This is a genomic window from Telluria sp. GW821-FHT07G12 (assembly GCF_059418525.1).
This window is the reverse complement of record NZ_JBWKQA010000006.1, coordinates 166,178-193,163: the sequence shown is the minus strand read 5'-3', so window position 1 is coordinate 193,163 and position 26,986 is coordinate 166,178. Positions and strand designations below refer to the sequence as shown.

Annotated in this window: 22 protein-coding genes; 20 read left to right on the top strand and 2 right to left on the bottom strand. The window is 65.9% G+C overall.

The window, feature by feature from the left end; all coding sequences use genetic code 11:
• Positions 1-5: 5 nt before the first annotated feature.
• On the top strand, positions 6-3,176 hold the full coding sequence (locus AC07PE_RS21815; RefSeq protein ID WP_498768378.1) for an EAL domain-containing protein: 3,171 nt from the start codon (positions 6-8) through the stop codon (positions 3,174-3,176).
• Positions 3,139-5,439 (top strand): xanthine dehydrogenase family protein molybdopterin-binding subunit, encoded by a 2,301-nt coding sequence (locus tag AC07PE_RS21810; RefSeq protein ID WP_498768376.1) that lies wholly within the window; start codon positions 3,139-3,141, stop codon positions 5,437-5,439. Before AC07PE_RS21815 ends, AC07PE_RS21810 begins: the two co-directional genes overlap by 38 nt.
• Here the strand turns inward: AC07PE_RS21810 and AC07PE_RS21805 are convergent.
• Positions 5,436-5,864 carry a thioredoxin family protein gene (locus AC07PE_RS21805; RefSeq protein WP_498768374.1) on the bottom strand — a complete coding sequence of 143 codons (429 nt, stop codon included), beginning with the start codon at positions 5,862-5,864 and terminating at the stop codon, positions 5,436-5,438. The two genes, AC07PE_RS21810 and AC07PE_RS21805, sit on opposite strands and share 4 nt — an antisense overlap.
• A gap of 52 nt (positions 5,865-5,916) precedes the next feature.
• On the opposite strand from AC07PE_RS21805, the gene tsaB reads away from it, so the two are divergent.
• The 4 genes from tsaB to AC07PE_RS21785 are packed head-to-tail and all read left to right on the top strand — an operon-like array spanning position 5,917 to position 9,044.
• Positions 5,917-6,651: a tRNA (adenosine(37)-N6)-threonylcarbamoyltransferase complex dimerization subunit type 1 TsaB gene (gene tsaB / locus AC07PE_RS21800; protein ID WP_498768372.1), complete on the top strand. Its 735-nt coding sequence runs from the start codon at positions 5,917-5,919 to the stop codon at positions 6,649-6,651.
• Entirely contained in the window at positions 6,651-7,124 is a 474-nt protein-coding gene (rimI, locus tag AC07PE_RS21795) for a ribosomal protein S18-alanine N-acetyltransferase (protein ID WP_498768370.1), read from the top strand. The genes tsaB and rimI overlap by 1 nt, the downstream gene beginning before the upstream one ends.
• Complete coding sequence (locus AC07PE_RS21790; protein ID WP_498768368.1) at positions 7,121-8,104, top strand: uracil-DNA glycosylase; 984 nt, start codon at positions 7,121-7,123, stop codon at positions 8,102-8,104. Before rimI ends, AC07PE_RS21790 begins: the two co-directional genes overlap by 4 nt.
• Complete coding sequence (locus AC07PE_RS21785; RefSeq protein ID WP_498768366.1) at positions 8,088-9,044, top strand: DUF1853 family protein; 957 nt, start codon at positions 8,088-8,090, stop codon at positions 9,042-9,044. Before AC07PE_RS21790 ends, AC07PE_RS21785 begins: the two co-directional genes overlap by 17 nt.
• Positions 9,045-9,229: 185 nt before the next feature.
• Here AC07PE_RS21785 and lplT read toward each other — a convergent pair whose 3' ends face one another.
• Positions 9,230-10,492, bottom strand: coding sequence for a lysophospholipid transporter LplT (gene lplT / locus AC07PE_RS21780; RefSeq protein WP_498768364.1), 1,263 nt, complete (start codon positions 10,490-10,492; stop codon positions 9,230-9,232).
• Positions 10,493-10,630: 138 nt separating this feature from the next.
• On the opposite strand from lplT, the gene alr reads away from it, so the two are divergent.
• From alr to carB, 14 genes are all read left to right on the top strand, one after another.
• The gene (gene alr / locus AC07PE_RS21775; RefSeq protein WP_498768362.1) at positions 10,631-11,737 is read left to right on the top strand and encodes an alanine racemase; all 1,107 of its coding nucleotides are present in this window, start codon (positions 10,631-10,633) and stop codon (positions 11,735-11,737) included.
• A 142-nt stretch (positions 11,738-11,879) separates the two neighbouring features.
• Positions 11,880-13,259, top strand: coding sequence for a DNA repair protein RadA (gene radA / locus AC07PE_RS21770; RefSeq protein ID WP_498768360.1), 1,380 nt, complete (start codon positions 11,880-11,882; stop codon positions 13,257-13,259).
• 52 nt (positions 13,260-13,311) lie between these two features.
• Positions 13,312-13,629 carry a PilZ domain-containing protein gene (locus tag AC07PE_RS21765; protein ID WP_498768358.1) on the top strand — a complete coding sequence of 106 codons (318 nt, stop codon included), beginning with the start codon at positions 13,312-13,314 and terminating at the stop codon, positions 13,627-13,629.
• Between the two features lie 539 nt (positions 13,630-14,168).
• Positions 14,169-15,212, top strand: a complete 1,044-nt coding sequence (gene pstS / locus AC07PE_RS21760; protein WP_498768356.1) for a phosphate ABC transporter substrate-binding protein PstS — start codon at positions 14,169-14,171, stop codon at positions 15,210-15,212.
• 205 nt (positions 15,213-15,417) lie between these two features.
• On the top strand, positions 15,418-16,350 hold the full coding sequence (pstC, locus tag AC07PE_RS21755; protein ID WP_498768593.1) for a phosphate ABC transporter permease subunit PstC: 933 nt from the start codon (positions 15,418-15,420) through the stop codon (positions 16,348-16,350).
• A complete protein-coding gene (pstA, locus tag AC07PE_RS21750; RefSeq protein ID WP_498768353.1) occupies positions 16,350-17,204 on the top strand; it encodes a phosphate ABC transporter permease PstA in 855 nt (284 codons plus the stop codon). The genes pstC and pstA overlap by 1 nt, the downstream gene beginning before the upstream one ends.
• 22 nt (positions 17,205-17,226) lie before the next feature.
• A complete protein-coding gene (gene pstB, locus AC07PE_RS21745; RefSeq protein ID WP_498768591.1) occupies positions 17,227-18,024 on the top strand; it encodes a phosphate ABC transporter ATP-binding protein PstB in 798 nt (265 codons plus the stop codon).
• A 47-nt stretch (positions 18,025-18,071) separates the two neighbouring features.
• A complete protein-coding gene (phoU, locus tag AC07PE_RS21740; protein ID WP_498768351.1) occupies positions 18,072-18,776 on the top strand; it encodes a phosphate signaling complex protein PhoU in 705 nt (234 codons plus the stop codon).
• A 4-nt stretch (positions 18,777-18,780) separates the two neighbouring features.
• Entirely contained in the window at positions 18,781-19,473 is a 693-nt protein-coding gene (locus AC07PE_RS21735; RefSeq protein ID WP_498768349.1) for a response regulator, read from the top strand.
• A gap of 54 nt (positions 19,474-19,527) precedes the next feature.
• Complete coding sequence (gene phoR / locus AC07PE_RS21730) at positions 19,528-20,832, top strand: phosphate regulon sensor histidine kinase PhoR (protein ID WP_498768589.1); 1,305 nt, start codon at positions 19,528-19,530, stop codon at positions 20,830-20,832.
• Between the two features lie 68 nt (positions 20,833-20,900).
• Positions 20,901-21,839, top strand: a complete 939-nt coding sequence (locus AC07PE_RS21725; protein ID WP_498768347.1) for a patatin-like phospholipase family protein — start codon at positions 20,901-20,903, stop codon at positions 21,837-21,839.
• A gap of 37 nt (positions 21,840-21,876) precedes the next feature.
• The gene (locus AC07PE_RS21720; protein ID WP_498768345.1) at positions 21,877-22,284 is read left to right on the top strand and encodes a GlcG/HbpS family heme-binding protein; all 408 of its coding nucleotides are present in this window, start codon (positions 21,877-21,879) and stop codon (positions 22,282-22,284) included.
• A gap of 222 nt (positions 22,285-22,506) precedes the next feature.
• A complete protein-coding gene (gene carA / locus AC07PE_RS21715; RefSeq protein WP_498768343.1) occupies positions 22,507-23,670 on the top strand; it encodes a glutamine-hydrolyzing carbamoyl-phosphate synthase small subunit in 1,164 nt (387 codons plus the stop codon).
• A complete protein-coding gene (gene carB, locus AC07PE_RS21710; RefSeq protein WP_498768341.1) occupies positions 23,671-26,901 on the top strand; it encodes a carbamoyl-phosphate synthase large subunit in 3,231 nt (1,076 codons plus the stop codon).
• Positions 26,902-26,986 lie beyond the last annotated feature (85 nt).

Below are 26,986 nucleotides of genomic sequence, written 5' to 3'. Positions count from 1 at the left end.
GGTTCATGTCCAGCCTCGCCAAGCGTGCCCTCCCGTTGCGCCTGCTACGCCTGTACGGGCGCTCGCTGTACGGCGCGCTGCTGCTGGTCGTGTTCGGCGGCCTGGTGGTGCCGGCGCTGGTGGGCAGCTATCTGCTGGTCGGGGTGCAGGAGCGCGAGGCTGCGCGCGCCAACCTGGACGAGACCCTGCAGCGCACCGCCGACATCCTCGCCCTCGGCATGCAGGAATCGCTGTGGAACATGAACGCCGACGCCGCCCGCTCGCTGGTCGAATCGGTGATGCGCGACCCGGCCGTGCTGCACGTGCAGGTGCGCGCCCAGGCCGACGGCGACTTCATCGACGAGCATGCCGGCGTCGCGCCCGAAGGCCGCGTGTTCCGCGCCGAGCGCACCGTGGTCGTGCACGGCGAGCCGATCGGCCGCGTGCTGGTCGAGATGGACGATAGCCGCAGCCAGCAGGAGCTGCGCGCCAAGCAGTGGCGCTATGCCGGCGTGCTGGCGGTGCAGCTGGCCATGTCGCTGCTGCTGATCGCGCTGCTGATCAAGCGCCGCCTGCTGGCGCCGCTGGGCGCCCTGACCGGCTTTTCCGACCGCCTCTCGCGCGGCGACTTCGATACCCCGCTGGTGCTGTCCTCGAAGGACGAACTGGGGCGCCTGGGCGCGCAGATGGATCGCATGCGGGTCGCGATCCGCGAGCTGTTCGCCGACATCGGCCGGCGCGAGGAGCGCTTCCGCACCATCGTGACCCAGGTCCCGGGCGCAGTGTTCCGGGCCCGTCCCGGCGGCAGCATCGATTTCGTCAGCGACGCCATCGAAGGCATCGCCGGCTACCCGGCGCGCATGTTCATGAACGCCACCACCGACCGCTGGTCCGACCTCGTCGCCCCCGAAGACCGCCGCATGCGCCGGCACCTGGCCAAGGAAGCGCTGCTGGCCGGGCGCTCCTACGAGATCGAGTACCGCATCGTCGATGCCGACGGCGTCGAGCGCTGGGTGCTGGAGAGCGGCCAGCCGGTGGCGCAGGGCGGTGATGCCGCGTTCTGGGTCGACGGCCTGATCTCCGATATCAGCGAGCGCAAGCACAATGAGATGCGCATCGAGGCGCTGCTGGCCGAGCAGGGCGTGATGCTGGATTCGGTCATGTTCGGCATCTTGCACGTGCGCGAGCGGCGCGTGGTCTCGACCAACCGCCGTTTCGACGAGATGTTCGGCTATGACGAGGGCGAGCTCGTCGGCGATTCCGTCATGACCCTGTTCGTCTCGCCGGAAGACTGCGAGGATGCCTTGCGCACCAGCGTGCCGGTGCTGTCCAGGGGAAGCGAATTCCACGAAGAGCGCCAGTTCCGGCGCCGCGACGGCAGCTTGTTCTGGTGCATGGCGAGCGGCCGCGCGCTCGACCCGGAGCGCCAGGACGCGGGCGGCATCTGGGTGTTCGCCGACGTCACCCAGCGCCGCCAGGCCGAGGAAACGCTGCGCCTCTCGGCCACGGTGCTGGAGCACATCGCCGACGGCGTGATGGTGATCGACGTGCACGGCCGGATCGTCGCCATCAACCCGGCCTACACCCAGATCACCGGCTGGACCGAGATGGAGGCGATCGGCACCCAATCGAACCTGACCCGCGGCGCGAGCCAGGACCAGGAATTCTACGACGCCATGTGGCGCGACCTCGCCGAGACTGGCTTCTGGCGCGGCGAGATCTGGAGCACCCGCAAGAACGGCGAAATCTATCTCGAGTGGCTGACGGTGTCGGCGGTGCGCGACGACGAGGACACGGTCACGCATTACGTCTGCGTGTTCAGTGACATCACCAAGCTGAAGGAGTCGCAGGAAAAGCTCGACCACCTGGCCCACCACGATCCGCTCACCGGCCTGCCGAACCGCCTGCTGTTCCACGACCGCCTTCAGCACGCGCTGGTGCGCGCGGCGCGCGCAAACGAACAGCTGGCCGTGATCTTCATCGACCTGGACCGCTTCAAGAACGTCAACGACACCCTCGGCCACCACGTCGGCGACGAGCTGCTCAAGCAGGTCGCGAAGTCGCTCTCCGGCTGCCTGCGCATCGGCGATACCCTAGCGCGCCTGGGCGGCGACGAATTCATCGTGCTGCTCGAAGACGTGGACGGCGAGCGCGGCGCGCGCCTGGTGGCGGAAAAGCTGATGCGCCTGTTCGAGCAGCCGGTGCTGGTGTCCGGCTACGAGCTGTTCGTCACCGGCAGCGTCGGCATCAGCCTGTTCCCGCAGGACGCCGGCGACCTGAATGTCCTGATCCGCAACGCCGACGTGGCCATGTACCAGGCCAAGGCGCGCGGCCGCAACGGCTACGCCTTCTACGCGCCGTCGATGGATGGCGAGGGCGTCGAGCGCCTGCGCCTGGAAGCGCTGCTGCGCCGCGCGATCGAGAAGAACGAGATCTGGCTGGCCTACCAGCCGCAGGTCGAAATCGACAGCGGCCTGTTGATCGGGGTCGAGGCCCTGGTGCGCTGGAACAGCCCGGAGCTGGGCGCCGTCGGGCCGGACCGCTTCATCCCGCTGGCCGAGGACATCGGCTTCATCAACCAGCTGGGCAGCTGGGTGCTGGAGGAGGCCTGCCGCCAGATGATCTGCTGGGACCTGGCCGGCCTGTACGTGCCGAAGATCGCGGTCAACCTGTCGGCCCGCCAGTTCGACCGCGGCGGCCTGGCCGCCACCGTCGAGCGGGTACTGCGCGAGACCAATCTGCCGGCGCACCGCCTGCAGCTCGAGGTGACCGAATCGGTGATCATGAATACCGGCGACGCGATGCAGTATATTAACGATTTGCACGCGATCGGCGTCGAACTGGCGATCGACGATTTCGGCACCGGTTATTCCTCGCTGGCGTATCTGAAGCAGCTGCCGGTGCAGACCCTGAAGATCGACCGCAGCTTCATCCGGGACATCTCGACCGATGCGATTAATAAGGACAATGAGGAAGCGATCGCCATCGCCATCATCCAGCTCGGGAAGAGCATGAACCTGGCGGTGATCGCGGAGGGCGTGGAGACGGCCGAACAAGCGGCCTTCCTGCTGCGGCACGGCTGCCGTCGCGCGCAAGGATACTTATATGCCCGGCCTTTGCCGCCGGAGCAAGTGCTGGCACAGTGGGGACAGAATAATAATGCGCGACTCGAATATTCAGGAGCAGGACAAGAGTAACAAGCCGGCGCGCGGACGCCGCCGCTTCCTGCTGGGCGGCCTCGCTGCCAGCGGGGTGCTGGTGGTCGGCTGGGGCCTCGCGCCGCCGCGCCAGCGCCTGCGCGGCGCCAGCCCGCTGGCCGTGGAAGCGGGCGCCGTCGCCCTCAACGGCTGGGTTGCGATCGCGCGCGACGGCACCGTCTCGGTGGTGGTCCCGCGCAGCGAGATGGGGCAGGGCGTGAACACCGCGCTGCCCATGCTGCTGGCCGAGGAACTCGATGCGCCCCTGGCGAACGTGCGCATCTCGCAGGCCCCGATCGACAAGATCTTCGGCAACCTGACGGTGCTGCGCGAAAACCTGCCTTTCCACCCCGACGACCGCGGCAGCATCAAGCAGGGCGCGCAATGGGTAATGTCCAAGGTCGGGCGAGAGCTCGGCCTGATGTTCACCGGCGGTTCGACCAGCGTGAAGGATGCCTGGGTGCCGATGCGCGAAGCGGGCGCGGTGGCGCGTGCGATGCTGGTGCGCGCGGCGGCCGAACGGTGGAAGATTGAAGCTTCGCGGCTCACGACCCGTGACGGCTTCGTGCTGCATCCGGACGGCCGGCGCCTCGCTTACGGCGAACTGGCCGAGCGTGCCGCGGTGGTCGGCGCCGACATCGAACCAAGCAACGTCCGCCTGAAAACCCCGTCCGAATTCCGCCTGATCGGCCAGCCGGTGCCGCGACGCGACAGCCCGGCCAAGGTGAACGGCAGCGCGCTGTTCGGCATCGATGCCCGCGTGCCGGGGATGCTGTACGCGGCCGTGCGCATGGCGCCCGTGGTGGGCGCGGGCGTTTCTTCTTTCGACGCCTCGAAAGTCATGGCGATGCCGGGCGTGCTGAAAGTGGTCGAGGTCCCGGCACTGCCGCAGTATTCCGGCGCCGGCGCCGGCATCGCGGTGGTGGCGAAATCCTGGTGGCAGGCGAAGCAGGCTGCGGCCGCGCTGCCGGTCACCTGGAGCGCCAGCCCGCACGCCGGGTTGTCCAGCGAGGCGATCTTCGCCGACTTTGCCAGGCTGCTCGACAGCGAGTCGGGCTTCACCTATTTCGAGAGCGGCAGCCAGGACGTCCAGGGCGCGTCGAAGACCATCCATGCCGAGTACCGCGCGCCTTTCCTGGCCCACGCCACCATGGAGCCGATCAACTGCACGGCCCAGCTCAAGGACGGCAAGCTGAAACTGTGGACCTCGACCCAGGTGCCGAGCGTGGCGGTGGAAGTGGCGGCCAGGGTGGCCGGCGTGGACCGCGCCGACGTCTCGCTGGACCTGATGCTGCTGGGCGGCGGCTTCGGGCGGCGCCTGGAAACGGACATGGTGGCGCAGGCGGCGGCGATTGCGAAGGCGCTCAGCGGCCAGCCCGTGCAGCTGATCTGGACCCGCGAGGACGACGTCCAGCACGACGCCTACCGCCCGCAGGCGCTGGCGCGCTTCACGGCCAAGTTCGATGGCAAGGGCAATCTGCTCGCCTGGGACAACAAGTCGGTCAGCGGCGCCATCGGCCACCAGTACTTCCCGCGCAACCTGGGCCTGCCCGGCATCGGCCCGGACAAGACCACGGCCGAGGGCGAGTACGACATGCAGTACGCGATCCCGAACCGCCGCATCGCCCACGTGATCGCGGACAGCCCGGTGGCGATCGGCTACTGGCGCTCGGTCGGCCATTCGCACAATGCCTTCTTCAAGGAGGGCTTCCTGGACGAGGTCGCGCATGCGGCCGGCAAGGATGGGGTGGCGCTGCGCCGTGAACTGCTGCGCGAGCATCCGCGCCACCTGGCGGTGCTGGAGGCGGCGCTGGCCCGTGCCGGCAGCGCGCCGGAAGGGCGGGCGCACGGGGTGGCGGTGCACCAGTCCTTCGGCACCATCGTGGCGCAGGTGGCCGAGGTGTCGGTGACGGACAAGCAGATCCGCGTGCACCGCGTGGTGTGCGCGGTCGATTGCGGCATCGTCGTGAACCCGAACATCGTGGCGCAGCAGGTGGAGTCGGCGGTCGTGTTCGGGCTGTCGGCGGCGCTGGGCGGCGAGATCACTTTGAAGGACGGGCAGGTCCAGCAGACCAACTTCGGCGATTATCCGGTGTTGCGGATGAACGAGGCGCCGCTGGTCGAGACCGTGATCATCCCGAGCATGGAGCCGCCCGAGGGCATGGGCGAGCCGGCCGTGCCGCCGGTGGCGCCGGCGGTGGCGAGCGCGGTGTTCAAGTTGACCGGGCAGCGGCTGCGCAGCCTGCCGCTGCGCCTGGCTTAAGAGTCGGCCTTGGCCAGCAGGGTGCGCAGATTGGCATTCCGCTGCCAGCCACGCCGCTCCTCGCTCGAGGAAGCCAGGCGTGCCAGCTCCTCGTCCGGCAGCGCCGCCTGCGCCTGCACCAGGCGGTCGGCCACGTTCGCATCCGGCAGCATGGTGCCGAAGAAGGCGACCCGGTCGCCGCGCTGCATCAGCAGGGTAGGGAAGTTCTCGACGTCGAGGTCGCCGACCACGTCGGCCTGGTCTTCGATGTCGATCCAGACGAAGGTCTTGTCCGGGTGGCGCGCGGCCAGGCCCTCGAAGGCGGCGCGGTAGGACGAGCAGGTGCCGCACCAGGCGGCGCACAGGCAGGCGACGACCCAAGCCTCGCCATCCAGGGCGGCGGCGAGCTGGTCGCGGTTGTCGGACTCGAGTAACAGACTAGGCATGGGCCGGATTTTACGGCTTTTGGCCGGCAGGCGCCACGGGTTAAAATACGGCATGCCTATCATCCTTGCCATCGAAACCTCGTCCGAGCTGGCCTCGTGCGCGCTGTTCAATAGCGCCGCCACGCCGGCAGCTGCATCCGCCACCGTCCTTTCCCGCGAAACGGCCGGCGTGCGCACCCATTCGCAATCCGTGCTGCCGATGGTGCAGGAACTGCTGCGCGAGGCCGGCGTCAAGCTGGCCGACTGCGACGCCATCGCCTTCGGCGCCGGTCCCGGCTCCTTCACCGGCGTGCGCACGGCTTGCGGCGTGGCCCAGGGCCTGGCCTTCGGCGCCGGCCTGCCGGTGCTGCCGATGGTGACGCTGGAAGCGCTGGCCGAAGCCTGCCGCGCGCGCGCCGGGGCCACCGAGGTGCTGGCGGTGCTGGATGCGCGCATGGGCGAGGTCTACTGGGCGCAATACCGTTACGCGGACGGCGCCTGGACGGCGGTTTGCGAGCCAGCCCTGAGCGCGCCGCAGGACGTGTCGCCGCAGCCTGTTCCCGGCCTGGCCGCCTGCGGCAACGGCTTCGCCGCCTATTTGGAAGCCTTTGCGGGCAAGGATTTCGCCGCGAACGCCATCGGCGACATGCTGCCGCACGCACGCGACATGGCCGTGCTGGGCGTCGCCGCGCTGGCCGCCGGTCTTGCGGTTCCGGCCGACCAGGCCCAGCCTCTCTACCTGCGCAACAAGGTCGCCTATACGAGCGCCGAGCGCCAGGCGATCAACGCGGCCAAGGCGGGCGGCTGATGGCGGCATCGCTGGAACAGGTGGGGCTGGCGCTGCGGCGGATGGTCGTCGCCGACATCGACGAGGTGTACGCGCTCGAGCAGAGCGTGTTCCCGCATCCCTGGAGCCGCGCCAACTTCGTCGATTCGCTGGCCAGCGGCTACGATGCGTGGGTGCTGCGCGAGCCGGACGAGGGCGCGCTCGCCGGCTACTTCCTGGTGATGTACGCGGTGGACGAGGCGCATCTGCTGGACGTCGCCGTCAGCGGCGCGCGCCATGGTACCGGCCTCGGACGCTTCCTGCTGGACCGCATCGCGGCGCGTGCGCGGGCGATGGGCATGGAGTCGATCCTGCTGGAGGTGCGGCCGTCGAACGAACGCGCGCTGCAGGTGTACGAGCGCTATGGTTATACGCAGATCGGGCGCCGCAAGGGGTATTATCCAGCCCATGAGGGCAAGCGCGAGGATGCGATCGTGATGAGGTATGCACTATGAACGGATTCGCCGAGCGCGATGCTGTCTTCCTGGCGGAGATGGGGATTACGCCGCTGTGGACTTTGCGGGATGCGCCGGCTGTCGTGGCCGATGCGGCTGCAGTGGTCGAAGCGGTTGATGACGTGGCTGCGCTTGGCGTGGTTGCGCACGACGACGTGGCCGGCGATGCATTCGGCGAGGGCCAGGCACCTGTTGTGACGGCGGCGCCTGCAGCGGCTATGCCTGCCGCGCCGCCGCCGCGCGAAGCTGTGCCGGGTCCGCGCCCGCTGCAGCCGGTCGCGCAATCGGTATCGGCGCTGGCGCCGGTGCCGCCCGAAGACCTGGCCTGGGACGACGCCGCGCTGCCGGCCGAGGCCACGCCGGAAGAAATCGCGCAAATGGACTGGGACCAGCTTGCCCTGGCGATCGCCGCCTGCCGCCGCTGCAGTGCCTGCCGCGACGGCCGTGCGCCGGTGCCGGGCACGGGATCGAAGACGGCGCGCTGGCTGGTGGCGGCCGGCGCCTCCACGGCCGCCGACGAGAAGGCCCGCATCCCGCTGGCGGGCGACCCCGGCAAGCTGCTGGACAACATGCTGGCCGCGGTGGAGCTGTCGCGCGAGCGCGATGTCTACATCACCAATCTGATCAAGTGCCGACCGACCACGCCGGGCGGCGGCGAGCGCGCGCCCACGGCCGAGGAAGCGGCGGCCTGCCGTCCTTACCTGGAACGCGAGCTGGTCCTGAGCGGAGCCGGCACCGTGCTGACCCTTGGCCAGATCGCCGCCAACACCCTGCTGGGACGTCCGCTGGCGGAGCCGCTGGCCGGCGTGCGCGGCAAGGCCTATCCGCTGCAAAGCGCCCCGGCGACCCTGGTGGCGACCCAGCATCCGGGCGAGCTGCTGCGGCGCGGCGGCGACAAGGCGCTGGCCTGGGCCGATTTGTGCCGGGCGCGCGCCGCCGGCGGAACCGGCGTTGGAACCCACGGTGCGGGACGCGGCTGACAACTACCAGTCCTATTTCGAGCGCCGCTGGGGCCACCTGCGGCGCGCCCGGGTGCGGGCCCTGGCCTGGCTGCTGGACGCGCCCGACCTGCTCGACATCCACGATCCGCACTGGGAAGGGCGCATCGCCACGCTGGGGCCGATGACGCCCGAGACCGAGCGCTGGCTGGCGGCGCTGGACCAGGATCCGTCCGCGCTCGACGCTGCGCTGGGCGCCAAGATGACTACCCGCCTCGGCCTGTACGCCGAAAAGCTGATGGCCTTCTATTTCGCCGAGCAGGGCAGGCTGGTCGCCCACGGCCTGCAGGTGCGGGCCGCGCGCGACGACACCGTCGGCGAATTCGACTTCCTGCTGGATGCCGGCCCGGATGGCGTCGAGCACATCGAGTTCGCCACCAAGTTCTATCTGCTGCAGGCTGAGGTCCACGGCAACATCGCGGCCAGCTTCGACAGCTTCGTCGGCCCCAACCTGGCCGATAGCCTGGGCCGCAAGATGCGCAAGGTGTTCGAGCGCCAGCTGCAGCTCGGATCCCATCCGGCCGCCCAAGAGGTGCTGCCTCGGCCGGTGGTGAGCGCGAAGGCGCTCGTGAAAGGCTGGCTGTTCTACCCGGCCGGAACCTACTTCGCGATGGATGGCATCGCGGCCGGCCACTGCCGCGGTTTCTGGTGTTCGCTGTCCGAGCTCGGGCAGATGGACGAAGACCGCTTCCTGATCCTGCCGCGCCTGCAATGGCTGCAGCCTTTCCGCGCCTCGTCCGCCACCTGGATGCTGGATCGCGCCCAGCTGCTCGCCGAGCTGGCCGACCATTTCGCGGCATCGGATTCGCCGGTGCTGGTTGCGGCGGTGCGGGAAGAGCCGGGCAGCATCGTCGAAACCGAGCGCGGCTTCATCGTCCCCGACGACTGGCGCGAACGCGCCGGCGCCCGCCTGCACCCCTGAACTCTCGGTAATTCGGGGTCAGACCACTTTTTGAAGAAATAGCCGCGCGGACGCAAGTTCGCAGGCAGAGACACGCGTTTTGAAAGATTCTGTCAAAACGGTTTCAAAAATGAAAGAAAATTTCAGATCGGTTGGACAGAGCACCTGGGAGGGCAATTACCCAAAAAAGTGCTCTGACCCCGAATTTAGTGCTTGTGCTCGCCGATCAGCGCCAGCGAGTCGTGCTCGCGCTGGTTGGCGGCGTGGCGGCGGCCGATCAGGTACATCAGGCCGGCGAGGGCGAAGCCGAACAGGACGATGATGACGTTCAGGTCCAGGTGCAGCGTGATCATGATGGCATAGACGGCCATCAGGGTCAGGATCGACAGGTTCTCGTTGAAGTTCTGCACGGCGATCGAGTGGCCGGCGCTCATCAGGACGTGGCCGCGGTGCTGCAGCAGGGCGTTCATCGGCACCACGAAGAAGCCGGACAGCAGGCCGATCAGCAGGAGCAGCGGCACGGCGACGGTCACCGAATACACCAGGGTCATGCCCATCACCACGATGCCCATGATGATGCCGAGCGGGATCACGGTCAGCGATTTGCGCAGCGGGATCATCTTGGCGGCCATTGCCGCGCCAACCGCGACGCCGATCGCCACCACGCCGATCAGGCTCGATGCCTTGTCGAAGGGCATGTGCAAGGAGCGCTTCGCCCATTCCAGCACGATCAGCTGCAGGGCCGCGCCGGCGCCCCAGAACAGGGTCGTCACCGCCAGCGAGATCTGTCCCAGCTTGTCCTTCCACAGCGTGGCCGAGCATTCGGCAAAGTCGGCGATCAGCTTGACCGGATTGCGTTCCTGGTGCTCGTAGCGCGCGCCCGTGTCCGGAATGCGCAGGTTGAACAGCGCCGCCACGGCGTAGACGACGATCAGCACCGCCAGCGAAGCCTTGACCGGGGTGTCGATGCCGGTGTCGATGACGGGGAAGTCCAGCGTCATCAGCCAGCCGCTGACGTGCGGGCCCACCAGCGCGCCGCCGATCACGGCGCCGAGGATGATGGACATGACGGTCAGGCCTTCGATCCAGCCATTCGCGGCGACCAGCTTTTCGGCCGGCAGCAACTCGGTCAGGATGCCGTACTTGGCCGGCGAGTACACGGCCGCGCCGAAGCCGACCACGGCACAGGCGATCAGCGGATGGACGCCGAAGAAGATCAGGCAGCAGCCGAACACCTTGATCAGGTTGGCGATGAACATGACGCGGCCCTTGGGCATCGAGTCGGCGAACGCCCCGACGAATGCAGCCAGCAGGACGTAGAACAGCACGAACGACAGCTTCAACAGGGGCGTCAGCGAGGGTGGGGCTTTCATCGCCGTCAGCAGACCGATCGCAACAAAAATCAGTGCATTATCTGCCAGCGACGAGAAGAATTGCGCCGCCATGATGGTATAAAAACCACGCTTCATTCGAGACGTTCTAAAAACAGTGTGGGTTGCTTTATACCATGAAAGGCCGCCGGGCCAAAGAAATCGACAATACGCCATTTCAACAGCTGGCGCTAAAATAGTACTTACTTTCGCCAGTTGAGCCCCCATCTTACGCCCATGCCACGTCCCCTCCACGCGATCATCCATCCCGACGCCATGCAGCACAACCTGGCCAAGGCCCGCGCCTGCGCGCCGACGGCCAAGGTGTGGGCGGTGGTCAAGGCGAATGCCTACGGTCATGGCCTGGAGCGCGGCATGCGTGGCTTTGTGCAGGCCGACGGCCTGGCCCTGATCGAGACCGAAAACGCCCTGCGCCTGCGCGAACTGGGCTGGGTGAAGCCGATTCTCTTATTAGAGGGAATCTTCGACGCGGCCGACGTGCCGCTGCTGGCCGAGCACAGTATTAATAGCACGGTCCATTGCCTCGAGCAGATCAAGGTGCTGGAATACACTCAGCTCTACCGCCCGATCGACGTGCACCTGAAGATGAACACGGGGATGAACCGGCTCGGCTTCCGCCCTGACGAGTACGCGGCGGCCTATAAACGCCTGCGGGCGATCCCCGGCATCCGCAACATCACGCTGATGACGCACTTCGCCAACGCCGACGAGCTGCAAAACCCGCGCCTGTCGATCGCGGAGCAGGTGCGCCGCTTCCGCGAAGGCGCCCAGGGCCTGGAGGGCCAGCGCAGCCTGTCGAATTCCGGCGGCGTGCTGCACCAGGCGGCCCTGTCCAAAGAGCTGCATAATGACTGGGTCCGTCCCGGCGTGATGCTGTACGGCGGCACCCCGGGCGGCGGTGTCACGGCGCGCGAATACGGCCTGCTGCCGACCATGACCCTGAAATCCGAGATCATCGGCATCCAGCAGCTGCAGAAGGGCGATACGGTCGGCTACGGCAGCCGCTTCGAGGCGCCAGGGCCGATGACGGTGGGCGTAGTGGCTTGCGGCTATGCCGACGGCTACCCGCGCCACGCCGAGCAGGGCACGCCGGTGCTGGTGGACGGCGTGAAGACCCGGCTGGTCGGCCGCGTCTCGATGGACATGATGACCGTCGACCTGAGCCCGGTCGCCAACGCCCGCGTGGGCAGCAAGGTGACCCTGTGGGGCGACGGCCTGCCGATCGACGAGGTGGCGAACAGCGCCGGCACGATCGGCTACGAATTGATGTGCGCCCTGGCGCCGCGCGTGCGGGTAGCCGAAGGCCGCGTAGGCACCGACTAAGAGCACCCGATAAACCCACCATGGCGGCGTTGCATCGTCTCGCCGTACTAAAGTACTGTCTTCGTGGTCCGCCACTGCGGCGATGCGCCTTGCCCCGGGGGCTTTCTCGGGCGCTCTAATTTAAATGAACTAATAAATAGCAATGGCAAAATCCCGAACCAGTTTCGTCTGCAACGATTGCGGCTCCGTGGCGAGCCGCTGGACCGGCCAGTGCGGCGACTGCAAGGCATGGAATACCATGACCGAGCAGGTCGAGTCCGCCGGCCTGAACCGGATGTCGCAGACACCCGGCATGCATAAAAGCCTGGCGCAGACCGCGCCGGTGCTGTCGCTGGCCGACATCGAGGCGATCGACGTGCCGCGCTTCGGCACCGGCATCGAGGAATTCGACCGCGTGCTGGGCGGCGGCCTGGTCGCCGGCGGCGTGGTGCTGATCGGCGGCGACCCCGGCATCGGCAAGTCGACCCTGCTGCTGCAGGCGCTGGCCAACCTCGCCACCACCCGCAACACGCTCTATGTATCGGGCGAAGAATCGGGCGCCCAGATCGCCCTGCGCGCGCGCCGGCTGCAGGTCGAGGCGAAGGAATTGAAGCTGCAGGCCGAGATCCAGCTCGAGAAGATCCTCGGCACCATTGCCGACGTCAAGCCCGACGTCTGCGTGATCGACTCGATCCAGACCCTGTACTCGGACGCGCTGACCTCGGCGCCGGGTTCGGTGTCCCAGGTGCGCGAGTGCGCGGCGCAGCTGACCCGGGTCGCCAAGCAGACCGGCGTCACCATCATCCTGGTCGGCCACGTGACGAAAGAAGGATCGCTGGCCGGTCCGCGCGTGCTCGAGCACATCGTCGATACCGTGCTGTACTTCGAAGGCGATACGCAGAGCAGCTTCCGCCTGGTGCGGGCGATCAAGAACCGTTTCGGCGCCGTCAACGAGCTGGGTGTGTTCGCGATGACGGAAAAGGGACTGAAAGGGGTGTCGAACCCGTCGGCCTTGTTTTTGTCGCAACACGACAGCCAGGTGCCCGGCTCCTGCGTGATGGTGACCCAGGAGGGCACGCGCCCGCTGCTGGTCGAGATCCAGGCCCTGGTCGACACCAGCCACTTGCCGAATGCGCGCCGGCTGTCGGTCGGCCTGGAACAGAACCGCCTGGCAATGCTGCTGGCGGTGCTGCACCGCCATGCCGGCATCGCCGCCTTCGACCAGGACGTGTTCATCAATGCGGTGGGCGGCGTGAAGATCACCGAACCGGCGGCCGACCTTGCGGTGCTGCTTGCCATTAATTCGTCGATGCGCAGCAAGCCCTTGCCGCGCGGCCTGGTGGTGTTCGGCGAAGTCGGCCTGGCCGGCGAGATCCGCCCGGCGCCGCGTGGCCAGGAACGCTTGCGCGAAGCCGCCAAGCTGGGCTTCTCGGTGGCCGTGATCCCGAAATCGAACGTGCCGAAGCAGCCGATCGAGGGCATGACCATCGTTGCCGTCGAACGGATCGACGAGGCCTTCAACAAGCTGCGCGAACTTGACTGAACCCTTATAATTTGTGGTTTGTTCGATATTGGTACCACAAAGGCAAGGTGTAATGACAGATCAAAGGCAGTCCGCGCGCAAGATTGTGAAAGTGAAGGCGCTCCTCGCGATGGAGGGCCAGGGGCCCGTGCTCGGGAAGACCGCGGATGTGGGCGCCAACGGCGTCAGCGTTGCGGTGCAGAGTCCCTTGCAGGTGGGACAGACGGGGCAGGTGAGCTTCGACCTGCTGGTCGAAGGCAAGCTGGTCCCGATCGCGGCCCGGGCGAAGGTGGTTTACTGCATCTTCGGCGGCGGCGAATTCAAGGTCGGCTTCCAGTTCCTCAACCTGGACTTGACGGCCATGACCCAGCTCTCGCGCTTCCTGCGCTGAGCACCAGACAAACCGACGATGCAAGCGAAAGCGGCGAGCGCCCTGAGGGCCTCGCCGCTTTTTCAATTTGGCTAAATGCCATATACGCTATTCGTGATAGCGGTCCCGCAATTTTTCCGAGCATCCGTGGCCTTCGCAAACAGCCTCGAAGAGCACAAGCCCGGCGATGCCTGCCAGCACCCCTGTAACGATCAAACCTAACATGGACTTCAAACGCCGTTTGGCGAGTCCCCCCAATTCGTCCCGCACGCTTTTGAGAGCGAGGCATGCACACGCTGTATCGGTCCTCCATTCCGCCTCCACATCTTCACCGTAGCAGATGGTCAGGTATTTACAAGATACTTTTTCCCCTGTTCCGTAAGGCGAAAAAGCAGGCAGGCCCGGCATTGTTACAGTGCGCCGTCACTTATATGACATGCATAAAATGCCCGCGACATGATCAAGAAAACCATGTCATAAAGCCGTCATATTTGCTCACTACACTGCGCAGCATTAACACCGCGTCACCACCCTTAACCAAAGTACAACAAGGACCTGATATGCGCATGAAGCAACTGCTGGCAACCCTGATCATCGGCACCTCGGCCGCCTTCGCGAGCACCGCGACGCTGGCTGCGGACATCACCGGTGCGGGCGCTACCTTCCCGTACCCGATCTACGCCAAGTGGGCGGAGATGTACAAGAAGGCCACCGGCAACGGCCTCAACTACCAATCGGTCGGCTCGGGCGCCGGCATCAAGCAGATCAAGGCCAAGACGGTGGAATTCGGCGCGTCCGACATGCCGCTGCCGGCTGATGAACTGAACCAGGCAGGCCTGTTCCAGTTCCCGGCCATCATGGGCGGCGTGGTTACGGTCGTCAACCTGGACGGCATCGCACCGGGCCAGCTGAAGCTGACCGGCCCCGTCGTCGCCGACATCTACCTGGGCAAGATCACCAAGTGGAACGACCAGGCGATCGCCGCCCTGAACCCGGGCGTCAAGCTGCCGGCCGAAGACATCACCGTCGTGCACCGCGCCGACAGCTCGGGCACCTCCTTCCTGTTCACCGACTACCTGTCGAAGACCAACCCGGAATTCAAATCGAAGATCGGCGCCGGCACCGCGGTCAAGTGGGCCACCGGCGTGGGCGGCAAGGGCAATGACGGCGTCGCCGCCAACGTCCAGCGCATCAAGGGCTCGATCGGCTACGTCGAGTGGGCCTACGCGAAGAAGAACAAGATGAGCCACACCCAGCTGAAGAACCGCGACGGCGTGTTCCTGCAGCCGGATGACGACAACTTCAAGGCCGCCGCCGCCAACGCCGACTGGGCCAAGACCCCGGGCTTCTCGGTGGTCCTGACCGACCAGCCGGGCAAGGCGGCATGGCCGATCACCGGCGTGTCCTACATCCTGGTGCACAAGACCCAGGAAGACGCCGCCAAGGGCAAGGAAGTCCTGAAGTTCTTCGACTACGCCTTCAAGAACGGCGACGCCGCTGCAACCGAGCTGGACTACGTGCCCATGCCTGACGCGGTTACCAAGCTGGTGCAGGATGCCTGGAAGGCCAACTTGAAAGACGCTTCGGGCAAGGCGATCTGGTAATTGAGCATCACCCAAAACGTGGGTAGCGCAGCTCCCACTCTCCCGGCGAGTGGTCGGGAGGGTGGGGCGGCGCATTTTGCTTGCAGGTAATAAATTGAATAACGATATGAGCGCACACACCGCCGCGGTCTCCAACGAGGCTGCAGACGAAGCCGCCAAGCAGGCCCTGTTCGACGAGGCCAGCCAGGCGCGGCTGCGCAACACCATGCGCAACCAGCGCATCCAGGATTTCTTCTTCCACAAGATCACACTGCTGTTCGCGGCCTCGGTGCTGGTGGTGCTGGTCGGGATCATCGTCTCGCTGGCCATCGGCGCGGCCCCGGCCTTCCGCGAATTCGGCGCGGGCTTCATCGCCCGCAACGAGTGGGACCCGGTCAACGACCAGTTCGGCGCCCTGATCGCCATCACCGGCACCCTGGCGACCTCGCTGATCGCGCTGCTGGTGGCGGTGCCGATCAGCTTCGGCATCGCCCTGTTCCTGACCGAGATCTGCCCAGCCTGGCTGCGCCGCCCGATGGGCACCGCGGTCGAGCTGCTGGCCGGCGTCCCCTCCATCATCTACGGCATGTGGGGCCTGTTCGTGTTCGCGCCCATGTTCGGCGACCACATCCAGCCGCTGCTGAAGAAGACCCTCGGCGTCCTTCCCGTGATTGGCCCGCTGTTCCAGGGCCCGACCATGGGCCTCGGCATCCTGACCGCCGGCCTGATCCTGGCCGTGATGATCATCCCCTTCATCGCTTCCGTGATGCGCGACGTGTTCGAGATCGTCCCCGCGGTGCTGAAGGAATCGGCGTACGGCCTCGGCTGCACCAAGTGGGAAGTGGTCCGCAAGATCGTGCTGCCTTACACCCGTACCGGCGTGGTCGGCGGTGTCATGCTGGGCCTGGGCCGCGCGCTCGGCGAGACCATGGCCGTCACCTTCGTGATCGGCAACGCCAACGAACTCTCGTGGTCGCTGTTCGCCGCGGGCAACTCGATTTCCTCGACCCTGGCCAACGAGTTCGCCGAAGCCAGCACGCCGCTGCACGTGTCCTCGCTGTTCGCACTGGGCCTGATCCTGTTCGCGATCACCTTCGTGGTGCTGTCGGCCGCCAAACTGATGCTGCTGGGGATGTCCCGCAAAGAAGGAGTGAAGTAATGGAAGGCGTCATGAATCCCGTCTACAGGCGCCGCCTGCTCGGTCACCGCATCGGTATCGCGCTGTCGGTGCTGGCCATGGCAATCGGCCTCGGCTTCCTCGCCTGGATCCTGTTCACCCTGCTGGTGCACGGCTTCGGCGCGCTCTCGCATACCCTGTTTTCGCTGGATACCCCGGCGCCGGGCAGCGAAGGCGGCATCCGCAACGCCATCGTCGGCAGCCTGCTGATGGTCGGTTTCTCGACCCTGGTCAGCACCCCGATCGGCATCCTGGCCGGCATCTACCTGGCCGAGTACGGCCAGAACAACAAGTTCGCCGCCGTCACACGCTTCGTCACCGACATCATGCTGTCGGCGCCGTCGATCGTGATCGGCCTGTTCGTCTACGCATTGCTGGTGCCGCGCATGGGCCACTTCTCGGGCTATGCCGGCACGCTGGCGCTGTCCCTGATCGCGATCCCGGTGGTCGTGCGCACCACCGACAACATGCTGCACCTGGTGCCGAACAGCCTGCTCGAAGCAGCCTTCGCGCTCGGTGCGCCGCGCTGGAAGGTGGCAACCACCGTGCGCCTGCGCGCCGTGAAGGCCGGCGTCGTGACCGGCGTGCTGCTGGCCGTGGCCCGCATCTCGGGCGAGACCGCGCCGCTGCTGTTCACGGCCCTGAACAACCAGTTCTTCACGGCCGACATGAACCAGCCGATGGCCAACCTGCCGGTGGTGATCTACCGCTTCGCCATGAGCCCCTACGAAGACTGGCAGTCGCTCGCCTGGGGCGCCGCGCTGCTGGTGACCTTCAGCGTGCTGCTCCTGAATATCCTGTCGCGGACCATGTTCCGCCAAAAGAACCCGCAATAATCCAAGCATGACCCAGACGATCATGATGACCCAAGCTACCGCGAACGCCCCCGTGTCGAAGACCAAGACCAAGACCATCGAGATCTCCGGCCTGGACTTCTATTACGGGAAGACCAAGAGCCTGAAGAACGTCAGCCTCGACATCCACGACAAGCAGGTGACGGCCTTCATCGGCCCCTCGGGCTGCGGCAAGTCGACCCTGCTGCGCACCCTGAACCGCATGTACGACCTGTACCCCGGCCAGCGCGCCGAAGGTTCCATCCTCTACCGCGGCCGCAACATCCTGGAGCCGGGCGTGGACGTCAACATGCTGCGCGCCAAGGTCGGCATGGTGTTCCAGAAGCCGACGCCCTTCCCGATGTCGGTGTACGACAACATCGCCTTCGGCGTGCGCCTGTACGAGAATTTGTCCAAGGGCGAGATGGACGAGCGCGTCGAATGGGCGCTGAAGAAGGCGGCCCTGTGGGGCGAGGTCAAGGACAAGCTGAACAAGAGCGGCCTGTCGCTGTCGGGTGGCCAGCAGCAGCGCCTGTGCATCGCGCGCGGGGTTGCAGTGAAGCCGGACGTGCTGCTGCTCGACGAGCCGACCTCGGCGCTGGACCCGATCTCGACCGCCAAGATCGAGGAACTGATCAGCGAGCTGAAGGGCGACTACACGATCGCCATCGTGACCCACAACATGCAGCAGGCCGCGCGCTGCTCGGACTACACCGCCTACATGTACCTGGGCGAGCTGGTGGAATTCGGCGAGACGGACCAGCTGTTCATGAATCCGGCCAAGAAAGAAACTCAGGACTACATTACTGGCCGCTTCGGTTGATCCGGGCTGATGCGGTAAGATAACCTTATAGAACAGGAAACAGAGACATGGTAGGCGAGCATTCATCCAAGCAGTACGACCAGGAACTGGAAGCCATCCGTTCCAAGGTGCTGCTCATGGGCGGCATGGTGGAAACCCAGTTCGACGAGGCGCTGAACTGCTTCCGCGTCGGTAATATCGACCTGGCGGACAAGGTGATGGCGGACGACCAGGCCGTGAACCAGCTCGAAGTCCAGCTGGACGACGCCTGCAGCCACCTGATCGTGCGCCGCCAGCCGGCCGCGAACGACCTGCGCACCGTGATGGCGACCATCAAGGTGATCACCGACCTCGAACGCATCGGCGACGAGGCCGCGAAGATCGCGCGCACGGCCAAGAGCCTGCACGAGCGCGGCATGGTCAGCTTCAACCACTACGACATCGTGCGCACCATCTCGCGCAACACCGCCGACATGCTGCACGACGCCCTCGACGCCTTCGCGCGCCTGGACGGCAAGACCGCGCTGCAGATCATCGCGCGCGACGACGAGGTCGACTTCGAATTCCGCACCATCCTGCGCAACATGATCACCTTCATGATGGAAGACCCGCGCACGATCTCGTCGGCGCTGGACACGCTGTGGGTGGCCAAGGCCATCGAGCGCATCGGCGACCACGCCAAGAACATCGCCGAATACGTGATCTACGTGGCCGAGGGGCGCGACATCCGCCATTCCAAGCCTGCCGCCGCGGCCGTCCACGGGGAAGGCTGAGTCGATGGCGTCCAACACGAGCGTCCTGATCGTCGAGGATGAGCCGGCCATCGTCGAGCTGGTAAGTTATTCCCTGCGCGAGACCGGCTGGGAGATCCGCACCGCCGCCAACGTGGCATCGGCCTGGGACTCCATCGTGCACGGGCGTCCGGACCTGCTGCTGCTGGACTGGATGCTGCCCGACCAGAGCGGGCTGCGGCTGCTGTCGCGCCTGCGCGGCGACCGCGACTTCCAGGACATCCCCGTCATCATGCTGACCGCGAAGAGCATGGAAGAGGACAAGATCGCCGGCCTGAACACGGGCGCCGACGATTACGTCACCAAGCCCTTTTCGCCGAAGGAGCTGCTGGCGCGCGCCAAGGCCCTGTTGCGGCGCAAGAGCCCCCACCTGGCCGAGGCGCCGCTGAACGCCGGGCCGGTGGTGCTCGATCCGGGCAGCTGCACCGTGACCCTGGACGGCCGCCAGCTCGACATGGGCAATGCCGAATACCGTCTGCTCAAATTCCTGATGGCCCACCGCGAGCGCGTGTTCTCGCGCAGCCAGTTGCTCGATAAAGTCTGGGGCGACGCCTCGGCGGTCGAGGAGCGCACCGTCGACGTCCACGTGCTGCGTCTTCGCAAGGCCCTGAAGGAAGCCGAAAAGCTGATCAAGACCGTGCGCAGCGTGGGCTACATGCTGACCGAGAAAGAGTTGTAAGTGCAAGCCGCTCCCGACGCCACGCCCGAGGCAAATACCGTTACCGAAACGCCGATGCCGTCCGGCGTCCATCCGCACCTGCTGTTCTGGGTGCCGGCGCTGCTGCGCCTGGGCCTCGTGTTCGTCGCCGCCGGCATCGCCTGGTGGCTGTTCGGCCTGGTGGCCGGGCTGTCGCTGGCGCTGCTCATCACGGTGGCGCTGCTGGTGGTGCAGCTGTCCTACCTGCACCAGCTGGGCGAGTGGCTGCACCATCCGCACAGCAGCCGCCTGCCGGACGGCTGGGGTTCCTGGACCGACGTGTTCGCCCGTCTGTACCGCCTGCGGCGCGACGACGAGCGCAACCAGGAAGAGCTGGCCGAATGGCTGGCGCGCTTCCGCCAGGCCATGCATCTGCTGCCGGAAGGCGTGGCGATCATGGACGACGTGCTCTTCCTCGAATGGTGCAACCCGACCGCCGAGCGCCACCTGGGCCTGACCCTCGAGAAGGACAAGGGCCGCCGCGTGACGAACCTGATCCGGCATCCGGAATTCATCGACTACATCATCCTCGGCCGCTACGAGCAGCCGCTGACGCTGGCGATCCGCAACCGCAAGCTGGTGGTGCAGATCATCCCCTTCGAGAACCGCCGGCAGATCCTGGTGACGCACGACGCCACCGAGACCGAGCGCATTGAAGCCATGCGCCGCGACTTCATCGCCAACGCCTCGCACGAGCTGCGCACGCCGCTGACGGTGATCGTCGGCTTCCTCGAAATCGCGATGGCCGACCCGGGCATGGACGAACGCACCCGCGTCGCCCACCTGAAGCTGATGACCGAGCAGGGCCAGCGCATGCAGCGCCTGATCGAGGACATGCTGACCCTGTCGCGTCTGGAGTCCGACGAGTACCCGCTCAAGCGCGAGCGCGTCGACGTGCACGCGCTGGTGGAGCAGGTGGCGAACGATGCGCGCGCGCTGTCGAACGGCCGCCACGAGATCGAGTTCACGGTCGAGGGGCCGGACGTGATGGGCAGCTGGGATGAATTGCGCAGCGCCTTCGGCAACCTGGCGACCAATGCGGTGCGCTACACGCCGGAGGGCGGGCGCATCCTGCTGTCCTGGACGCGCGGCCCGAACGACCTGCGCTTCGCGGTGGCGGATACCGGCATCGGCATCGACGAGCAGCACATCTCGCGCCTGACCGAGCGCTTCTACCGCGTCGACAAGAGCCGCTCGCGCGAAACCCAGGGAACGGGTTTGGGGCTGGCGATCGTCAAGCACGTGCTGCTGCGCCATGGCGGCAAGCTGACGATCCGCTCGGAGGCGGGGAAGGGGAGCGTGTTTACGGCCTCGCTGCCGAATACCTCCCTGCCTGGTTAAGCTTCCTCTACGCCAGGCTGGTCCGGACTCGGGTTACAATCGGTCCTTTACCGATCGAACCCGGATCCATGCCGTCCCGACGCTCCCTCCTTTCCGCCCTTGCCGCAAGCCTGCTGCTCGCCGCCTGCGGCAGCACTCCCACCCAAGCACCCGTCCAGATTGCCGCAGCGCCCGTCCCGGCGCCGCAGCCGGTGGCGCGTAAAGTCAAGATCGGCCTCGCCCTCGGCGGCGGCGCTGCGCGCGGCTTTGCCCACATCGGCGTGATCAAGGCCCTGGAAGCCCAGGGCATCGTGCCCGACATCGTGGTCGGCACCAGCGCCGGTTCGGTGGTCGGCTCGATGTACGCCTACGGCTACAACGGCTTCACCCTGCAGAAGATGGCCATGGAGATGGACGAGGCTTCGATCTCGGACTGGGCCCTGCCTTTCTTCAGCAAGTCCTCGGGCGTGCTGAAAGGGGAGGCGCTGCAGGCCTACGTCAACAAGGCCGTGCATGGCCAGCCTATCGAGAAGCTCAAGATCCCCTTTGGCGCGGTGGCTACCGACCTGAAGACCGGCCAGCCCATCCTGTTCCGGCGCGGGAATACCGGTCAGGCGGTGCGTGCGTCGTCGGCGGTGCCGAGCGTGTTCCAGCCGGTCAGCATCGCGGGGAAGACCTATGTGGACGGCGGCCTGGTGGCGCCGGTGCCGGTGCGCTTCGCCAAGGAGATGGGCGCCGAGTTCATTATCGCCGTCAACATCTCGAGCGCCACCGAGGCCCAGGCAACGGCCAGTTCGCTTGACGTCCTGATGCAGACCTTTACCATCATGGGACAGCGCCTCAACCAGCACGAGCTGAAGGATGCCGACATCGTCATCACGCCGGCCCTGGGCACCATGGGCAGCGCCGATTTCAACGGCCGCAACCTGGCCGTGCTGGCCGGCGAGCAGGCGGCGGCGTCCGTGATGTCGCAGCTGAAGGCGCAACTGAAGGCCAAGCAACTGAGCCCGGCGCCGCTGGCTCGCTAAGAGACAACAACCACAACACAAAGGAAAAGGAAAAAAGATGCAAACCAAGCCCGTACTGACCCTCGAAGACGTCAAGAAGATCGCCGCCGCTGCCGAAGCGGAAGCCATGGCCAACCAGTGGAAGGTCGCGATCGCCATCGTCGACGACGGCGGCCACCTGCTGTGGCTGCAGCGCCTGGACGGCGTCGCCCCGATCTCGTCGCAGCTGGCGCCGGCCAAGGCCAAGACCGCCGCGCTGGGCCGCCGCGAATCGAAGATCTACGAAGACATGATCAACAATGGCCGCTACTCCTTCCTGCGCGCGCCCGAGCTGGACGGCATGCTGGAAGGCGGCGTGCCGATCGTGGTCGACGGCCACACCGTGGGCGCGGTTGGCGTTTCCGGCGTGAAATCGGCCGAGGATGCGCAGATCGCCAAGGCCGGCATCGCGGCGCTCGGCCTGTAATTTCCCGGCAGAATGGCAGGTGAGTGTGCCGATGGGCGATTGCCGAATGGGTCAAATCGCGCTATAATTCGGAAGTTTATCTACTTACTCACCTGCCGTAGCGCATACCCACTTACATCATCATTCTGTAGACCTCGCGCCCACGGTAGATCCATCGTCGCGGCGTACCCGTAGGTCAGTCTGACGTGGCGAAGCTACGGCAACCTTATTGGAGAGTTGCCCTTGCCGCCATTTTTTTCTGGCCCAGCCGTCCCAGCCATCCTGGCCCTCGCAGACGGAACCATTTTCAAAGGACATTCGATTGGAGCCATCGGTCACACGACCGGTGAAGTGGTGTTCAACACCGCGATCACGGGCTACCAGGAAATCCTTACCGACCCCAGCTATTCGCGTCAGATCGTCACGCTGACCTACCCGCACATCGGCAACCAGGGTGTGAACCCGGCCGACGTCGAGGCATCGAAGGTGCATGCCGCCGGCCTCATCATCCGCGACCTGCCGCTGCTGGCATCGAACTTCCGCTCGACCCAATCGCTGTCGGACTACCTGAAGCAGGAAAACGTGGTCGCCATCGCCGGCATCGACACGCGCAAGCTGACCCGCATCCTGCGCGAGAAGGGCGCCCAGAACGGCGCCATCCTGACCGCCCAGCAGGGCCAGGAGCCGTCGGAAGCGCAGGCGCTGGAACTGGCGCGCTCCTTCCCGGGCCTGAACGGCATGGACCTGGCGAAGGTCGTCTCTAGCAAGGTGCCGTATGAATTCACCGAGACCGAGTGGAAGCTCGGCCAGGGCTTCGGCAAGCAGGACAAGCCGCAGTTCCACGTGGTCGCCTTCGACTACGGCGTCAAGCGCAACATCCTGCGCATGCTGGCCGAGCGCGGCTGCAGGATCACCGTGCTGCCGGCGCAAGCCACCGCGGCCGAGGCGCTGGCCCTGAACCCGGACGGCATCTTCCTGGCCAATGGCCCAGGCGACCCGGCCGCCTGCGACTACGCGATCGAAGCCACCCGACAGGTGATCGACGCCGGCATCCCGACCTTCGGCATCTGCCTCGGCCACCAGATCATGGCCCTGGCTTCGGGCGCGAAGACCGTCAAGATGAAGTTCGGCCACCACGGCGCGAATCACCCGGTGCAGGACCTCGATTCCCGCAAGGTCCTGATCACTTCCCAGAACCACGGCTTCGCGGTGGACCAGGAAACCCTGCCCGCCAACTGCCGCGTGACCCACGTCTCGCTGTTCGACAACTCGCTGCAGGGTTTCGAGCGCACCGACAAACCGGCGTTCTGCTTCCAGGGCCACCCGGAAGCCTCGCCCGGCCCGACCGACGTTGCGTATCTGTTCGACCGTTTCATCAGCCTCATGCAAGTTCAGGAGAAAAAATAAATGCCAAAGCGTTCCGACATTAAATCCATCCTGATCATTGGCGCCGGTCCGATCGTGATCGGCCAGGCGGTGGAATTCGACTACTCGGGCGCCCAGGCCTGCAAGGCCCTGCGCGAAGAAGGCTACAAGGTCATCCTGGTCAACTCGAACCCGGCGACCATCATGACCGACCCGGAAACGGCCGACGTCACCTACATCGAGCCGATCACCTGGAAGGCGGTCGAGCGCATCATCGAGAAGGAGCGCCCGGACGCGATCCTGCCGACCATGGGCGGCCAGACCGCGCTGAACTGCGCGCTCGACCTGCACCGCAACGGCGTGCTGGACAAGTACAAGGTCGAGCTGATCGGCGCCTCGCCGGAAGCCATCGACAAGGCCGAGGACCGCGCCAAGTTCAAGGACGCGATGACCAAGATCGGCCTGGGTTCGGCCCGTTCCTACATCGCGCACTCGATGGACGAGTCGCGCGCGGCGCAGCGCGAGCTGGGCTTCCCGGTCATCATCCGTCCGTCCTTCACCATGGGCGGCTCGGGCGGCGGCATCGCCTACAACGAAGAAGAATTCGAAGCGATCTGCAAGCGCGGCCTGGAAGCCTCGCCGACCTCGGAACTGCTGATCGAGGAATCGCTGCTGGGCTGGAAAGAATACGAGATGGAAGTGGTGCGCGACAAGGCGGACAACTGCATCATCGTGTGCTCGATCGAAAACCTGGATCCGATGGGCGTGCACACCGGCGACTCGATCACCGTCGCGCCGGCGCAGACGCTGACCGACAAGGAATACCAGATCATGCGCAACGCGTCGATCAACGTGCTGCGCGAGATCGGCGTCGACACCGGCGGCTCGAACGTGCAGTTCTCGATCAACCCGGCGGACGGCCGCATGATCGTCATCGAGATGAACCCGCGCGTGTCGCGTTCGTCGGCGCTGGCCTCCAAGGCGACCGGCTTCCCGATCGCCAAGATCGCGGCCAAGCTGGCTGTTGGGTTCACTCTTGATGAGCTGCGCAACGACATCACCGGTGGCGCGACCCCGGCCTCGTTCGAGCCTTCGATCGATTACGTGGTCACCAAGATCCCGCGCTTCACCTTCGAAAAATTCCCGGCCGCGGACAAGCACCTGACCACCCAGATGAAATCGGTGGGCGAAGTGATGGCGATCGGCCGCACCTTCCAGGAATCCTTCCAGAAGGCCCTGCGCGGCCTGGAAGTCGGTGTGGATGGTCTGAACGAAAAGACGCGTGACCGCGAGAAGATCGAGGAAGAGCTGGGCGAGCCGGGTCCGGAACGCATCTGGTACGTGGGCGACGCCTTCGCCCAGGGCTTCACGCTGGAAGAAGTCCACGCGCTGACCAAGATCGATCCGTGGTTCCTCATCCAGATCAAGGAAATCGTCGACATCGAGCTGTGGCTGGATCACCAGAAGCTGGAAAGCCTGGACAAGCCGACCCTGTACAAGCTGAAGCAGAAGGGCTTCTCGGACCGCCGCCTGGCCTTCCTGATGCAGACCACGCCGCCGGCCGTGCGCGAGCGCCGCCATGCGCTGGGCATCCGCCCGGTCTACAAGCGCGTCGACACCTGCGCCGGCGAGTTCGCGACCAACACCGCCTACATGTACTCGACCTACGACGAGGAGTGCGAATCCGAGCCGACCGACAAGAAGAAGATCATGGTGCTGGGCGGTGGCCCGAACCGTATCGGTCAGGGCATCGAGTTCGACTACTGCTGCGTGCACGCGGCCCTCGCCATGCGCGAGGACGGCTACGAGACCATCATGGTCAACTGCAATCCCGAAACCGTGTCGACCGACTACGATACCTCGGACCGCCTGTACTTCGAGTCGCTGACCCTGGAAGACGTGCTGGAGATCGTCGACCTCGAGAAGCCGGAAGGCGTAATCGTGCAGTACGGCGGCCAGACCCCGCTGAAGCTGGCGCTGGACCTGGAAGCCAACGGCGTGCCCATCATCGGCACCTCGCCGGACATGATCGACGCCGCCGAAGACCGCGAGCGCTTCCAGCAGCTGCTGCAGAAGCTGGGCCTGCGCCAGCCGCCGAACCGCACCGCGCGCACCGAAGAGGAAGCGCTGGCCCTGGCCACCGAGATCGGCTACCCGCTGGTGGTGCGCCCGTCCTACGTGCTGGGCGGCCGCGCGATGGAGATCGTCCACGAGCAGCGCGACCTCGAGCGCTACATGCGCGAAGCGGTCAAGGTCTCGAACGATTCGCCGGTGCTGCTGGACCGCTTCCTGAACGACGCCATCGAATGCGACGTCGACTGCATCTCGGACGGCGAGACCACCTTCATCGGCGGCGTGATGGAGCACATCGAACAGGCTGGTGTGCACTCGGGCGACTCGGCCTGCTCGCTGCCGCCTTACTCGCTGTCGCAGGAGACCATCGATGAGCTGAAGCGCCAGACCTCGCTGATGGCCAAGGCCCTGAACGTGGTCGGCCTGATGAACGTGCAGTTCGCGATCCAGCGTGCGGAAGTGGACGGCAAGGTCCAGGACACCGTGTATGTGCTGGAAGTGAATCCGCGTGCTTCGCGTACCGTGCCTTTCGTGTCGAAGGCGACCGGCCTGCAGCTGGCCAAGATCGCGGCGCGCTGCATGGTCGGCCAGACCCTGGCCCAGCAGGGCGTGACGAAAGAGATCGTCCCGCCGTTCTACAGCGTCAAGGAAGCCGTGTTCCCGTTCGTGAAGTTCCCGGGCGTCGACACCATTCTCGGCCCGGAAATGAAGTCGACCGGCGAAGTGATGGGCGTCGGCATGACCTTCGGCGAAGCCTTCGTCAAGTCGCAGCTGGCGGCCAGCGTCAACCTCCCGACCTCGGGCCGCGTGTTCCTGTCGGTGAAGGGTTCCGACAAGCCGCGCACCGTGGCGGTGGCGCGCGACCTGGTCTCGCTCGGTTTCTCGCTGGTGGCGACCAAGGGCACCGCGGCGGTCATCTCCGCCGCCGGCATCCCGGTCACCCCGGTCAACAAGGTGCTGGAAGGCCGTCCGCACATCGTCGACATGATCAAGAACCACGAGATCGCGATGGTGGTGAACACGGTCGAGGAAAAGCGCAGCGCGATCACCGACTCGCGCACCATCCGTACCTCGGCCCTGCAGGCGCGCGTCGTGACCTACACGACCATCGCCGGCGCCGAAGCGGCGGTGCAGGGCATGCGCCACCTGGACGAGTTGCGGGTCTATGATTTACAAGGTCTGCATAAAACACTAAACTAAGCGTCAGAAGCAGTACAGTAGTAAGCAATACGGACCACACAGCTCGCGCGGCGCGCCGCGAGGGCTGTGTGGTTTTACTTTTAGA

Bases quoted from the DNA above. Each gene is read 5' to 3' on its own strand.
- AC07PE_RS21815 (WP_498768378.1), top strand. From the start codon at position 6: ATGTCCAGCCTCGCCAAGCGTGCCCTCCCGTTGCGCCTGCTACGCCTG.
- AC07PE_RS21810 (WP_498768376.1), top strand. From the start codon at position 3,139: ATGCGCGACTCGAATATTCAGGAGCAGGACAAGAGTAACAAGCCGGCG.
- AC07PE_RS21805 (WP_498768374.1), bottom strand. From the start codon at position 5,864: ATGCCTAGTCTGTTACTCGAGTCCGACAACCGCGACCAGCTCGCCGCC.
- tsaB (WP_498768372.1), top strand. From the start codon at position 5,917: ATGCCTATCATCCTTGCCATCGAAACCTCGTCCGAGCTGGCCTCGTGC.
- rimI (WP_498768370.1), top strand. From the start codon at position 6,651: ATGGCGGCATCGCTGGAACAGGTGGGGCTGGCGCTGCGGCGGATGGTC.
- AC07PE_RS21790 (WP_498768368.1), top strand. From the start codon at position 7,121: ATGAACGGATTCGCCGAGCGCGATGCTGTCTTCCTGGCGGAGATGGGG.
- lplT (WP_498768364.1), bottom strand. From the start codon at position 10,492: ATGAAGCGTGGTTTTTATACCATCATGGCGGCGCAATTCTTCTCGTCG.
- alr (WP_498768362.1), top strand. From the start codon at position 10,631: ATGCCACGTCCCCTCCACGCGATCATCCATCCCGACGCCATGCAGCAC.
- radA (WP_498768360.1), top strand. From the start codon at position 11,880: ATGGCAAAATCCCGAACCAGTTTCGTCTGCAACGATTGCGGCTCCGTG.
- AC07PE_RS21765 (WP_498768358.1), top strand. From the start codon at position 13,312: ATGACAGATCAAAGGCAGTCCGCGCGCAAGATTGTGAAAGTGAAGGCG.
- pstS (WP_498768356.1), top strand. From the start codon at position 14,169: ATGCGCATGAAGCAACTGCTGGCAACCCTGATCATCGGCACCTCGGCC.
- pstC (WP_498768593.1), top strand. From the start codon at position 15,418: ATGCGCAACCAGCGCATCCAGGATTTCTTCTTCCACAAGATCACACTG.
- pstA (WP_498768353.1), top strand. From the start codon at position 16,350: ATGGAAGGCGTCATGAATCCCGTCTACAGGCGCCGCCTGCTCGGTCAC.
- pstB (WP_498768591.1), top strand. From the start codon at position 17,227: ATGATGACCCAAGCTACCGCGAACGCCCCCGTGTCGAAGACCAAGACC.
- phoU (WP_498768351.1), top strand. From the start codon at position 18,072: ATGGTAGGCGAGCATTCATCCAAGCAGTACGACCAGGAACTGGAAGCC.
- AC07PE_RS21735 (WP_498768349.1), top strand. From the start codon at position 18,781: ATGGCGTCCAACACGAGCGTCCTGATCGTCGAGGATGAGCCGGCCATC.
- phoR (WP_498768589.1), top strand. From the start codon at position 19,528: ATGCCGTCCGGCGTCCATCCGCACCTGCTGTTCTGGGTGCCGGCGCTG.
- AC07PE_RS21725 (WP_498768347.1), top strand. From the start codon at position 20,901: ATGCCGTCCCGACGCTCCCTCCTTTCCGCCCTTGCCGCAAGCCTGCTG.
- AC07PE_RS21720 (WP_498768345.1), top strand. From the start codon at position 21,877: ATGCAAACCAAGCCCGTACTGACCCTCGAAGACGTCAAGAAGATCGCC.
- carB (WP_498768341.1), top strand. From the start codon at position 23,671: ATGCCAAAGCGTTCCGACATTAAATCCATCCTGATCATTGGCGCCGGT.